This is a genomic window from Massilia sp. (genome assembly GCF_032106685.1).
GTDB lineage: Bacteria > Pseudomonadota > Gammaproteobacteria > Burkholderiales > Burkholderiaceae_D > Telluria.
The window spans coordinates 14,603-27,276 of the sequence record NZ_DAMCPG010000019.1 but is presented as its reverse complement, the minus strand read 5'-3'; the positions used below and the strand labels follow the sequence as shown (position 1 = coordinate 27,276).

The 12,674-nt window shown below is 66.8% G+C and carries 11 protein-coding genes; 7 read left to right on the top strand and 4 right to left on the bottom strand.

Annotation, left to right across the window (positions count from 1 at the left end):
- Positions 1-3 precede the first annotated feature (3 nt).
- The 3 genes from RT688_RS12465 to RT688_RS12455 all read left to right on the top strand — a co-directional run bounded on the left by RT688_RS12465 (position 4) and on the right by RT688_RS12455 (position 1,659).
- The gene (locus tag RT688_RS12465) at positions 4-528 is read left to right on the top strand and encodes a methylated-DNA--[protein]-cysteine S-methyltransferase (protein ID WP_313705197.1); all 525 of its coding nucleotides are present in this window, start codon (positions 4-6) and stop codon (positions 526-528) included.
- A complete protein-coding gene (gene xerD / locus RT688_RS12460) occupies positions 501-1,403 on the top strand; it encodes a site-specific tyrosine recombinase XerD (protein WP_313705196.1) in 903 nt (300 codons plus the stop codon). The genes RT688_RS12465 and xerD overlap by 28 nt, the downstream gene beginning before the upstream one ends.
- Before the next feature lie 82 nt (positions 1,404-1,485).
- Positions 1,486-1,659 carry a hypothetical protein gene (locus RT688_RS12455; RefSeq protein ID WP_313705195.1) on the top strand — a complete coding sequence of 58 codons (174 nt, stop codon included), beginning with the start codon at positions 1,486-1,488 and terminating at the stop codon, positions 1,657-1,659.
- Between the two features lie 181 nt (positions 1,660-1,840).
- Here the strand turns inward: RT688_RS12455 and RT688_RS12450 are convergent, their stop codons facing one another.
- Positions 1,841-4,960 carry an efflux RND transporter permease subunit gene (locus tag RT688_RS12450; RefSeq protein WP_313705194.1) on the bottom strand — a complete coding sequence of 1,040 codons (3,120 nt, stop codon included), beginning with the start codon at positions 4,958-4,960 and terminating at the stop codon, positions 1,841-1,843.
- Between the two features lie 3 nt (positions 4,961-4,963).
- The gene (locus RT688_RS12445) at positions 4,964-6,205 is read right to left on the bottom strand and encodes an efflux RND transporter periplasmic adaptor subunit (protein ID WP_313705193.1); all 1,242 of its coding nucleotides are present in this window, start codon (positions 6,203-6,205) and stop codon (positions 4,964-4,966) included.
- Positions 6,206-6,524: 319 nt separating this feature from the next.
- On the opposite strand from RT688_RS12445, the gene RT688_RS12440 reads away from it, so the two are divergent.
- Positions 6,525-8,636, top strand: coding sequence for an EAL domain-containing protein (locus tag RT688_RS12440; protein WP_313705192.1), 2,112 nt, complete (start codon positions 6,525-6,527; stop codon positions 8,634-8,636).
- Here RT688_RS12440 and RT688_RS12435 read toward each other — a convergent pair.
- Positions 8,617-9,588 carry an endonuclease/exonuclease/phosphatase family protein gene (locus RT688_RS12435; RefSeq protein WP_313705191.1) on the bottom strand — a complete coding sequence of 324 codons (972 nt, stop codon included), beginning with the start codon at positions 9,586-9,588 and terminating at the stop codon, positions 8,617-8,619. The two genes, RT688_RS12440 and RT688_RS12435, sit on opposite strands and share 20 nt — an antisense overlap.
- 38 nt (positions 9,589-9,626) lie before the next feature.
- Between RT688_RS12435 and RT688_RS12430 the strand changes: the two genes are divergently transcribed.
- The 3 genes from RT688_RS12430 (at position 9,627) to RT688_RS12420 (ending at position 11,554) form a co-directional block, all read left to right on the top strand.
- Positions 9,627-10,118 carry an aminoacyl-tRNA deacylase gene (locus RT688_RS12430; RefSeq protein ID WP_313705190.1) on the top strand — a complete coding sequence of 164 codons (492 nt, stop codon included), beginning with the start codon at positions 9,627-9,629 and terminating at the stop codon, positions 10,116-10,118.
- Between the two features lie 69 nt (positions 10,119-10,187).
- Positions 10,188-10,808: a glycerol-3-phosphate 1-O-acyltransferase PlsY gene (plsY, locus tag RT688_RS12425; RefSeq protein WP_313705189.1), complete on the top strand. Its 621-nt coding sequence runs from the start codon at positions 10,188-10,190 to the stop codon at positions 10,806-10,808.
- A gap of 83 nt (positions 10,809-10,891) precedes the next feature.
- On the top strand, positions 10,892-11,554 hold the full coding sequence (locus RT688_RS12420; protein ID WP_313705188.1) for a DsbA family oxidoreductase: 663 nt from the start codon (positions 10,892-10,894) through the stop codon (positions 11,552-11,554).
- A 190-nt stretch (positions 11,555-11,744) separates the two neighbouring features.
- Here the strand turns inward: RT688_RS12420 and RT688_RS12415 are convergent, their stop codons facing one another.
- Positions 11,745-12,590 carry an endonuclease/exonuclease/phosphatase family protein gene (locus tag RT688_RS12415; RefSeq protein WP_313705187.1) on the bottom strand — a complete coding sequence of 282 codons (846 nt, stop codon included), beginning with the start codon at positions 12,588-12,590 and terminating at the stop codon, positions 11,745-11,747.
- Between the last annotated feature and the right edge of the window lie 84 nt (positions 12,591-12,674).

Sequence of the window (12,674 nt, the reverse complement as noted above, 5' to 3'; positions counted from 1 at the left end):
ACCATGAATACACCACAAGGCAGCGAGCTGTTTTCCGCCATCGTGCCGGCGCCTTTCGGCGCGATCGGCATCCGCACCGAGGCCGAGCGCGTGCGCGAACTGGTCTACCTGCAACCGCGTTTCGGCGACAAGGCGCCGGAAAATCCGACGGCCGAACTGGCCGCGCGCCAGGTCGAGCGTTACCTGGCGGACCCCGATTTCGCCTTCGACCTGTCGCTGATGGAAGCCGGCAGCGTCTTCCAGCGCCGCGTCTGGGAAGCGATTAGTGCGATCCCGCGCGGGACCGTGCGCACCTACGGCATCCTCGCCAAGGAGCTCGGTTCGGCGCCGCGCGCGGTCGGCCAGGCCTGCGGCGCCAACTGGTTCCCGCTCGTCATTCCCTGCCACCGCGTGACCGCCGCGCGCGGCCTGGGCGGCTTCGCCAGCAACGACGACGAGAACGGCTTCCACCTCTCGGTCAAGCGCTGGCTCCTGCGCCACGAGGGCGCCACCGCATCCCCATGGCAGCAGCAGTCGATCTGGGACTGATCGACGAGTTCTGCGACACGCTGTGGCTGGAACACGGCCTGGCGAAGAACTCGCTCGACGCCTACCGGCGCGACCTGCGCCTGTTCGCCGGCTGGCTGGAGACGAAGCGGCCGGGACGCGGCCTGCTCGCGGCCGGCCCCGAGGACCTGGCCGGCTACTTCGCCGAACGCCATGCCGACACCAAGCCGAGCACCGCGAACCGGCGCCTGTCGGTCCTGAAGCGCTTTTATCAGCTGGCGCTGCGCCGCAACCAGGTGGCGGAGGATCCCTGCCTGAAGATGGCCACCGCGCGCCAGCCGCAGCGCTTCGTGCACACGCTCACGGAAGAACAGGTCGAGGCGCTGCTCGCGGCGCCCGACGTGTCGACCCCGCTCGGGCTGCGCGAGCGCACCATGCTCGAGCTGATGTATGCGAGCGGCCTGCGGGTGTCGGAGCTGGTGGCCCTGAAACTGGTCGAACTGAGCCTGAACGATGGCGTGCTGCGCATCACCGGCAAGGGCAGTAAAACGCGCCTCGTCCCCTTCGGGGCCGAGGCCAGGAACTGGATCGAGCGCTACCTGAAGGACGCGCGCGGCATCATCCTCAACGGCCAGGTCGACGACGCGCTGTTCGTCACGGGGCGCGGGGGACCGATGACGCGCCAGATGTTCTGGATCCTCATCAAGAAACACGCGCTGCGGGCGGGCATCCGCGCGCCGCTGTCGCCGCACACCCTGCGCCATGCCTTCGCCACCCATCTGCTGAACCACGGCGCCGACCTGCGCGTGGTGCAATTGCTGCTGGGCCACTCCGATATTTCAACCACACAGATTTATACCCATGTTGCGCGCGAGCGCCTTAAGCACCTGCATGCACGTCACCACCCACGTGGTTAATTCAAATCCTGGAAGCATAACTGGCGCATAATAGTTCGAGTTCGGCATCATCCTTTCATGTCAGCTTGCACACGAGGAAATCATGGCAAAGACCAACTTCCAATACGAAAAGCGGCAACGGGAACTGGAAAAGAAGCGCAAGGCAGAGGAAAAAGCGCGGCGCAAGCTGGAGGCGAAGACCAGTCCGAAGCCGGCGGAGGGGGTGCAGGTGGAGGCCGGAAGCGAGGAAACGGCCGAGCCGCAGGAGCAATCGTAGGGTGGACGGCTCCACCCCGGTGCGTGCGTCATGGCGGCCATAACGCCGCCCACGCGTTCAACGATCGTATGAGATGCCGCGGCGGATTTCCTGCCGCTTGAACGCGTGGGCGGCGCAAATGTCACATCATCATGGCCGGTAAGGTGGAGCCGCCCACCCTACGGGTCTCTCTACATCTGTTTTATACGCCTTCCTTGGCAATGACCGGCACCTCGTCCGCCACTTCCTCGTGCCCCTTGGCGAACCAGCGCTTGGCGCGCTTGCCGAGGTTGTCGAGGTAGCTGTAGGCCACCGGCACCACCACCAGCGTCAGCAGGGTCGAGGTGATCACGCCGCCGATCACCGCGCGGCCCATCGGCGCTTGCGTTTCGCCGCCGTCGCCGGCGCCGATCGCCATCGGCAGCATGCCGAAGATCATCGCCAGCGTCGTCATCAGGATCGGGCGCAGGCGCACCTGGCCGGCTTCCAGGATCGCCGCGAACTGGCCCTTGCCCTCGCGCTGGCCGTGGTTCGCGAAGTCCACCAGCAGGATCGCGTTCTTGGTCACCAGGCCCATCAGCATCACCACGCCGATCACCGAGAACACGTTCAGGGTGCTGCCCGTCACCAGGAGCGCCACCAGCACGCCGATCAGCGACATCGGCAGCGACATCATGATCGCGATCGGCTGCAGGAAGCTGCCGAACTGCGAGGCCAGCACCAGGTAGATGAAGATGATCGCGATCACCAGCGCCGAGCCGAAGTTGGCCATGGTCTCGGCCATCTGCTGGGCGTCGCCGCCGACGTCGAAGCGCACGCCTTCCGGCAGTTCGATCGACTTCATGGCCTTGTCGATGTCGGCGTTCACGTCGCCCGACGGGCGGCCCTCGACGCCGGCGTAGATCGCGACCCGGCGTTCCAGCGCCTGGCGCTTGAGCACCTGCGGGCTGAACGAAGGCACGAACTCGACCACCTGGCGCAGCGGCACCATGATCGGGTTGCCGCTCGCATCGACGCGCGAGGAGGCCAGCGACAGGTCGGCAAGATCGGCCACCTTCTGGCGCCCGCTGCGCGGCAGCTGGACGTTGACCTGGTAGTTCTGGCCGTCCGGCGCCAGCCACTGGCTGATCTCGTCGCCGGCGACAAACGGGCGCAGCGCCGCGCCGACCTGCTGCACCGACAGGCCCAGGTCGCTGGCCAGCTCGTTGTTGATGCGGATGACGGTCGCCGGGTTCGCGCCTTCCTGGCTGTACTCGATGTCGGCCACGCCCTGGATCGCGCGCATCTTGTCCATCAGCTTGTGGGCGACGGCGTCGAGCTTGGCCTCGTCGCGGCCGAGGATCGCGATGAAGATCGGCTTGTTACCGACCGACATCGTGATGCCGGCGATCGAGGACAGGCGTTCGCGGATGACGGACTCCATCTCTTCCTGCGAGCGGCGCTTGGTCTTTTTCACGTCGGTGAGCTTCAGGGTCACCTGGGCGCTGTTGTGGCCTTCGTACATGCCGATCGCGCTGCTGATCGCGTCGATTTCCTTGTACTCGCGCAGGATGTCCTCGACCTGTTTGACTTTGCCGTCGGTGTAGGCCAGGCTGGAGCCGACCGGGGTCTTGAAGCGCATCTCGATGAAGCCGTTGTCGGTCTTCGGCGCGAATTCGCCGCCGATCATCGGCACCAGCGCCAGGCTGCCGACGAACACCGCCAGCGCCAGCGCCAGGGTCGATTTCCTCCAACGCAGGGCCAGCGCCAGCACACGGCCGTACCAGACGTGGACGCGCTCGATGCCGTGCTCGGTCTTCGCCATGAGGCGGCCCAGCCACGGCAGGTACTTGAAGCGGTCCTTGACCGGGTCCGGCCACACCGAGGACAGCATCGGGTCGAGCGTGAAGCTCACAAAAAGAGACACCAGCACCGCCACCGCCACGGTCACGCCGAACTGCAGGAAGAAGCGGCCGATGATGCCGTCCATGAAGGCGATGGGCACGAACACGGCGACGATGGCGAAGGTGGTCGCCATCACGGCCAGGCCGATCTCGTTGGTGCCGTCCTCGGCGGCGCGCATGTGGGACTTGCCCATGCCGAGGTGGCGCACGATGTTCTCGCGCACCACGATCGCGTCGTCGATCAGGAGGCCGATGCACAGCGACAGCGCCATCAGGGTCAGGAAGTTCAGCGTGAAGCCGAAGTAGCGCATGGCGATGAAGGAGGCCAGCACCGAGATCGGCAGCGTCAGGCCGGTGATCACCGTGCTGCGCCAGGAATGCAGGAACAGGAACACGATCACCATGGTGAGGATGGCGCCTTCGATGATGGTGCGCTTCACGTTGTCGAGCTGCTGCTGCACCGTGGTCGACTGGTCGTCCATGATACGGAAATGCACGTCGGCGGGCAGGGTCTTGCGCATCTCCTCGACCATCTTGATCACGCCGGTGCCGACCTGCACGGTGTTCGCATCCTGCACCTTGGTAACGTCGAGCGAAATCGCCCGCACGCCGTTGACGCGCGAGATCGAGGTTTCCTCGCGTTCGCCGTCGACCACGTCGGCCACCTGCGACAGGTAGACCGGACCGCTGGCGCGGCGCGCGACGATGATGTTGTTGAACTCGCGCGCCTCGCGCATCTTGCCTTCCACGCGCACCAGGCGTTCCGCGGCGCCGTACTGCAGGTTGCCGGCCGGGAGGTTGGCGTTGGTCGCCTGGATCGCGCGCAACACCTCGTCGATGCCGATGTTCTGGCTGCGCAGCTGCTCGGGCTTCACGTGCACCAGGATCTGGCGCGTCGCCACGCCGCCGGTGCGCACTTCGCCCACGCCGGCCACGCTCTGCAGGCGCTTGACGATGACCTGCTCGGCCAGCGTCGACAGGGCGCGCATGTCGCGTTCGTTGGAGGTCACCGACAGGCGCACCACCGGCTGCTGGTTCTCGCCGTCGGCGCGGATGACGAAGGGTTCCTTCACCTCCTTCGGGAAGCCGGGACGCACGCGCGCGATCTTGTCGCGCAGGTCCTGCATCGCCTTGTCCATGTTGGTGGCGATGTGGAACTCGACCGAGACGCCGCTGCGGCCTTCCCAGGAATTGCTGCGGATGTTCTTGATGCCGCTGACGGTGTTGACGACTTCCTCGATCGGGCGCGTGACGTCGTTCTCGACCTGCTCCGGCGAGGCGCCCGGATACTGGGTCTCGACCCAGGCAAACGGAATATCGACGTTCGGCATGCTCTCCACGCCCAGCGAGCGGTAGGAGAACAGGCCGAGCACCATCAGGCCGACCATGACCATGGTCGCGAAGACGGGGTGGCGGATGCTGACTTTGGTGATCCACATGGCTCAGTCCTTTTTCGCGACGATGACCGCCTCGGCCTTGGCGTCCGGCTTGGCAGCCGGTTTCGCCGGCGCGGTCCCGGCCAGCTTCACCTGCGTGCCCGGCTTGACGCCGTCGAGCGGCACCGCCAGCAGCACCGCGCCGGCGTCGAGCCCGCCGGTCACCTCGGCCAGGCCCTCGTCGTCGTTGCGCATGCCCAGCTCGACCGGCTGGGCCACGACCTTGCCGCCGTCGACGCGGTAGACCACGTCGCGCGCGCCATCCTTGCGCAGGGCCGCCAGCGGCACGATCGGACGCGCGCTGGATTTCTCGGTGGTGATCTGGCCCTTCGCGAACATGCCGGCGCGGAGCAGCCCGTCGTCGTTGGCGACGCTGATATACACCAGCATGGCGCGCGAACCGGCTTCGGCCGCCGGGTTGATGCGCGCCACCTTGCCTGAAAATTCACGCGCATCGAAGCCGTCGACCTTGAAGCGCACGTCCTGGCCGACCTGCACGCGCGGGATGTCGGAGGCCGGCACCTGGGCGTCGAGCGTCAGGTGCGCCAGATCCACGATCGCCATCACCGGGCTGTCCGGCGAGAGCTTTTCGCCGGCCTGCACGAAGCGCTTGCTGACCACGCCGGAAAGCGGGGCGCGGATCACGGTGTCGTTCATCGCGATGCGGGCCAGGTCGAGCTGGGCGCGCGCGGCGTCCACCGCGGCTTGCGCCAGCTCGACGCTGTTGCGCGTGGTGTCGAAGGCGTTCTGCGAAATGTACTTCTGCGCCAGCAGGGCCTGGCTGTTGGCTTCGTTCTTGGTGGCCAGCGCCAGGCGTGCGTTGGCTTCCTTCAGCGCCGCCTGCTGCTGCGCCACGCGGGCGCGCGCGTCGGCGTCGTCCAGGCGCGCGATGACCTGGCCGGCCTGCACGTTCATGCCTTCGCGCACGGTGGTCTCCAGCACGACGCCCGAGACCTTCGATTTCACCGTGGCCTGGGCCAGCGGCGAGAGCGCACCCGACAGCGGCAGGCGCAGCGCCAGCTCGCGCGACTCGACCGTCACCACGTCGTTGTGGGCCAGTTCGAACACGGGCGTCTTCGGCGCCGCCTTCGCCGCGGATGCGGCCGGGGCCGGCTGGCCCTTGCCGGCGAACGCATACCAGCCGCCGGCGGCAAGCAGCGCCAGTACCAGCGCGATGGCCGGCTTGCGCCAGCGGCGCCGGGTTGAGAGGGGAGTCGCATTAGCAAGCGGCAAGGTTTCGATTTTCATGGCGGCCGTTGTTTGTATTGTTGGGAAAGGCGGAAGGGCGCGCCCGTGCTCCGCTTTGTGTGCAAGGCGGAGCTCCGTGCGCATTGTGAGGACTATAGAAAATGGCAACTTGCAGCGCCAACGGAATGCGACAAGCAGGCGTTTCCGGACGCTGAAGTGCAGAAAAAGCGGACCAGACGTTGGCAAACCCCGGGCGCCGGGAAGCGGCCGCGGCTTTTGTGGGCCTTTGCGTGCCCGCAAAAGCCTGATACGGTGCCTGGACAAGAATGGGGAGATGTGGGCGGCACGGCCGCCAGGTTTTCCTATAGAAAGGCTTCTTGTGAACGACGACGCGCCGGGACCGCCGCCACCGCCGCTGGCCTTGCCCGACGGCCAGGGCCGGGACGCGCTCGACGCGCTCTACCGCTTCGTGGCGGCGATCGAGCTGACGCCCGCAGTGGCCGTGCACAGCCAGGACCGCGGCGGCATCGTGCGCTTCTGGAACCGCGCCTGCGCCGAACTGTTCGGCGTACCGGCGCAGCAGGCGCTCGGCCAGCCTTTCGCCAGCCTGGTGTCGCACCTCGAGCAGCAGGACGAATTCGACCGCACCCTCGCGGCCATCTGGTCCAGCCTGCAGGCGCCGCCCGCGCGCGAGTGGCACGTGGAGCGGCCGGATGGGCGCCGCCTGTGGCTGCACTCCAGCCATTTTCCGGTAATGGAAGCGGGCGGGACGCAGCAGGTGTTCTGTATGGAAATGGACATCAGCGCACGCAAGGAGATGGAAGGCACGCTGCAGCAGGCCGCGCTGGTGTTCGACAATTCGCGCGACGCCATCCTGGTCATGGACGGCAATTACCACGTGCTGGCGGTCAACCGCGCATACACGACCATGACGGGCTTCCAGGCGCACGAGATCATCGGCGCCAGCCTGCCCAGCCTGCGCCTGGGCGTGCACGACCAGACCTTCTACGACCGCATCCTGCGCCACATGGACCGGCACGATCACTGGGAGGGCGAATTGTGGAGCGTGCGCAGCGACGGCGCCACCTTCCCGATCCGCGCCTCGCTGTCGGCGATCCGCGATGCGCAAGGCGCGGTCACCAGTTACATGGCGCTGCTGTCCGACATCACCGACCGCAAGCGCATGGAAGAGGAGGCCCGGCGCCTGGCCCACCATGACCCGCTCACCAGCCTGCCCAACCGGGTGCTGTTCATGGACCGGCTGGCCCAGGCGCTGGCCGGCAACCGCCGCCAGCACGCCGAGTTCGCCCTGATGTTCCTCGACCTCGACCATTTCAAGGCCATCAACGACACCCATGGCCACGAGGCCGGCGACGCCGTCCTGCAGGAAGTGGCGCTGCGCCTGACGCGCTGCGTGCGCGGGGTCGATACCGTCAGCCGCCTGGGCGGCGACGAATTCGTGGTGCTGCTGACCGACATCGGCGGCGCCGACCAGGCCGCGCACGTGGCCGCCACCGTCATGCAGTCGGTGGCGCGGCCAGTGGCGACAAGCGGACGCGAGATCAGCCTGTCGGTGTCGATCGGCATCGCGCTCTGTCCCAGCGACGGCCAGGACGCCAAGACCCTGCTGCGCCATGCCGACGTGGCGATGTACCACGCCAAGCAGAACGGGCGCAACGAGTTCTGCTTCTTCAGCCCGGCCATGAATGCTCACGTGCACGAGCGGGTGCAGATGGAAAACCGCCTGCGGCGCGCGCTCGCCAACGACGAGTTCGTGCTCGACTACCTGCCCGAGATCGACATCGCCAGCGGACGCACGGTCGGCGTCGAGGCCCTGATCCGCTGGCGCGACCCGGAACGCGGCCTGCTGCTGCCCGAGCAGTTCATCCATGCGGCCGAGGAATCCGGCCTGATCGTGCCGATCGGCCAATGGGTGCTGCGCGAAGCCTGCCGCCAGGCGCGCCAGTGGCGCGACCAGGGGTATCCGATGGTGGTGGCGGTCAACCTGTCGAACGTGCAGTTCATCCACAACAACCTGGTCCACTACGTGGACGAGGCGCTGCAAGGCTCCGGCCTGGCGCCGGAATACCTGGACCTGGAAATCACGGAAGCGGTGGTGATGAACAGCGGCTCGGCCACGCGCGAGACCATCGACGCATTGCGCGGGCGCGGGGTGCAACTGACCATCGACGACTTCGGCACCGGCTTTTCGAGCCTGACCAGCCTGCGCCTGCTGCCGCTATCGAAACTGAAGATCGACCGCAGCTTCGTCGACGAGATCACGCGCGCGCCCGACCATGCCGTCATGATCCCGGCCATCATCGCGGTGGCGCGCAGCCTCAGATTGCGGGTGGTCGCGGAAGGCGTGGAAACGATCGAGCAGCTGCACTACCTGCGCCAGCACGGCTGCGACGAATACCAGGGACATTACGCCGCGACGGCGAGCGGCACGCCTCCGCTCACGCCACCCTTCACATCCCCGCGTCCATGAGGCCGTGGCTTTCGTCGAACAGGCGGATGCGCGCCAGCACCTGGCCGTGGTCCGAGGCTTCCGGCAATTCCAGGTCGAGGTGGTCGTTCAGGTAGAGCACGTCGAGCACTTCGCCGATCGCGTTCGGCAGCGCGGCATTGAATTCTTCCGACACCAATATATGGTCGATGGTCGAGTAGTGGCCCTCGTGCACGCTCGAAAAGCCCAGGTGGCGCGCATGGTCGACGCGGCGCTGCACCTGGCTGGCGTCGTACAGGCGGTCGGCCATCGGCGTGCCGGCGCCGAGCACGATGCTGGTGGTGACCGAATCGGCGACGTCGTTGAAGTCGCCCAGCACCACGCGTGGACGGCGATTGGCGCGGCCCATCTCGGTGAGCAGCACGCGCAGGGCCGCGGCTTCGGTGCCGCGCCGGATCAGGGAGCGCAGGCAGGCCAGCGCATACAGGGCGGGATCTTCGCCGGTGTCGCCGGTGCGGTAGTCGGGCCGGCGCGATTTCAAATGCACCACCACCACGTCGACCGCCACGTCGGGCGTTGCCTGGACCACGGCGTGCAGCGGCGCGCGGGTGAAACGGGCGGCATCGCGGCTGCCCGGCGGCAGCTCGATCCCGCGCGGGAATTCGGCCAGGGGAACAGGCGAGACCAGCGGCAGGCGCGAAACCAGGGCGACGCTCGGGGTCAGGCGCATCGCGGCCGGGTCGGGGTCGAAACCGGCGTGGAAGGCTTCGCGGTAGCGCCGGCTGCGCGCCAGCACTTCCCTGAGCGTCGCCTGTGAAAAGATCTCCTGGAAGCCGATCACGTCGGCGTCGAGCAGGTCGATCTGGCGCGCCGTCCAGTTCAGCTTGGCCTCGTACTCCTCGGGTGTCGTGGGCAGCAAGTTGTCGTAGAGCTTCACGCCCGGCGGCGCCAGGTTGCAGACGTTGAAGGTCGCAAAACGTATTTCTTGCTGCATAATAGAAACCCCTTATTCCAGTGTTTAGCGTATCACGCATGGCCAAGAAAGAGCACGTATCAGAAACGCCCGCCACCGGGTTCCTGCGCAAGCATGCGGTGACTTTTTCCGAGCATCCCTACGCGTACGAGGAGCATGGCGGCACGGCCGTGTCCTCGCGCGAACTGGGCGTGCCCGAACACGACGTCATCAAGACCCTGGTGATGCAGGACGAGGCGGCGCGCCCCTTGATCGTGCTCATGCATGGCGATTGCAAGGTCTCGACCAAGAACCTGGCGCGCGCCATCGGCTGCAAGTCGGTCGAGCCGTGCAAGCCGGAGGTGGCGCAGCGTCATTCGGGCTACCTGGTGGGCGGCACCTCGCCCTTCGGCACGCGCAAGGCGATGCCGGTCTACGTCGAGGAAAGCGTCCTCGCGCTGGAAAAGATCTACATCAACGGCGGGCGGCGCGGCTACCTGGTCGGCATGGCGCCGGGCGTGCTGGTCGACGTGCTGGGCGCGCAACCGGTGCAGTGCGCGCTGGCCGACTGACTATCGCGGCGCTGCGGGCTGGTGTATATTCACGAGCCCGTTCCATACGGGAAATAATAGAGAGATTACATGACTACCTTGATCGCCGTCGTTGCCGCCTACCTGCTCGGCTCCGTTTCCTTCGCCGTCGTGATGAGCCGCCTGTTCGGCCTGTCCGACCCGCGCACCTACGGGTCGAAGAACCCGGGCGCCACCAACGTGCTGCGCAGCGGCAGCAAGAAGGCGGCGATCGCCACCCTGGTCGGCGATGCCGCCAAGGGCTGGCTGGCCGTGTGGCTGGCGGTGCAGTTCGGCGAGCAATACGGCATCGAGCGCGGCGGCGTCGCGCTGGTGGCGATCGCGGTCTTCCTGGGCCACCTGTGGCCGGTGTTCTTCCGTTTCGTGGGCGGCAAGGGCGTGGCGACCGCGCTCGGCGTGCTGCTGGGCCTGAACGTCTGGCTGGGCCTGGCGACCCTGGTGACCTGGCTGGTCGTGGCCTACGCCTTCCGTTATTCCTCGCTGGCGGCGCTGATCGCCTCGATCTTCGCGCCTTTCTATTATGGCCTGCTGTTCGGCGTGAACGAGATCCTGTTCGCCGTGGCCGCGATGAGCGCGCTGCTGATCTTCCGTCACGGCAAGAACATCGGCAACCTGATCGCCGGCAAGGAGTCGCGCATCGGCAGCAAGGCGGCGGGCGCCAAGAAAAAGTAGCTTGATAGTTCCGCAAGCAGGCCCATATGGGGCGGAGACCGGCGCGTTGTGCGCCGGTATTCATTTCAGGAAGGCGGTGTAGCGTGAGCAAGCAATTAAGGATAGATTTCGTGTCGGACGTGTCGTGCCCATGGTGCGCGATCGGCCTCAAGTCGCTGGAGCAGGCGATCGAGCGCGTCGCGCCCGAGGTCACCGTCGACCTGCATTTCCAGCCGTTCGAACTGAACCAGGACATGGGGCCCGAGGGCCAGGACATCGTCGAGCACATCACCGAGAAATACGGCGCCACGCTCGAGCAGCAGGTGCAGTCGCGCGAGACCATCCGCCAGCGCGGCGAAGCGGTCGGCTTCACCTTCGACATGGCGCGCCGCGGCCGCATCTACAACACCTTCGACGCTCACCGCCTGCTGCACTGGGCCGAGTCCCAGGGCCGCCAGCACGCGCTCAAGCTGGCCCTGTTCGAAGCCTATTTCACCCATTGCGAAGACCCGAGCTCGCGCGAGCTGCTGGTGCGCGTGGCGGGCCAGGTCGGACTGGACACCACCGAGGCCCGGCGCGTCCTGGAGTCCGGCGAATTCGCCGACGAGGTGCGCGAGGCCGAGTACTTCTTCCAGCGCGCGGGCATCCGCTCGGTGCCGGCCATCGTCATCAACCAGCGCCACCTGATCTCGGGCGGACAGCCGCCGGAAGTGTTCGAGCGCGCGCTGCGCGAGATCGCGGCGCAGGGCGAGGCGCAGCTGGGGTGATCTGTGGAGACGGCGCTTCTGCGCCGACTCCGCGGCAGTCAGTCCGCAAACTCGACGCAGCGCCCGGCCGCAAGGCCAGCAAACCGTAGGGTGGGCACCCGTGCCCACGCGAACGCCCGCATGACGCCAGCGCGGCGCCCAGCCGCACGGCCGGCAAACCGCCAGCGCTTCAACAGACCAGCCACGAACCTCAAACCAGATCCAGCACGACCGGCTGGTGATCCGACGCCGAGGTCTCCGACTGCACCTCGATTTCCGCGATGCGCGGCACCAGGTCTTCCGTCACGAAGAAATAATCGTAGCAATCCGGCTTCTCGGGCCAGGCAAAGCCATGCAGCCCGGCCGTCGGCGCACGCGCGTGGTCCGGATGGCGCGCGCGCCAGGCGTCGACCAGCGCCAGCTCGCCCTCGGCCGGCGGCGCAATCAGGGCGGCATATTCCGGCGAGGCCGGCTGCAGGTTGAAATCCCCACAATAAATCGCCGAGTCGGGCAGCAGCCCGAGCTGGTAGGGCGCGTCCATGTCGGGATTCGGCTGGAATACACGGGCCCGCGCGCAGGCCTGGGCATGCAGCTCGCGCAGCCGGCGCACCTGGGCGCTTCTTTGCAGCTGGGAATGGTATTCCAGGTGGGTGGTCACCAGCCGCAGCTTGGAGCGCGGCGTGTCGAGCACGACTTCGATCGCCCCGCGCGGCATGCCCGGCGAATGCGCCGGGTCGGCCGGCCAGGGCAGCAGGTGGCGGTGGGCCTGGGTGATGCGGAATTTGGACAGGATCAGGTTGCCGAACAGGCGGGGAACATTGTTGCGGTAGATTTCGCTCGGGGCGTACTCGACCGCGTGGTAGCCGCCGAAGGCGCCGGCCAGTTGCTTGAACTGGTTGGCGCTGGCGCTGCCTTCGAGCTCGGGGTGATTGGCTGCCACTTCCTGCAGACAGATGACGTCGGGATTGAGCTTGCGCAGCACATCGATGATTGCGTGGATACGAATGCGCCCGTCTCTCCCACAGCCCCAATGGATGTTCCAACTTACAACGCGCATGTAGGACCTCCGAAAACTGAACCGCCAGATAGTGCCATTCTTTGGCATGGCGCGGTCACACGGTAGGATCGATGTCGGCGTTGC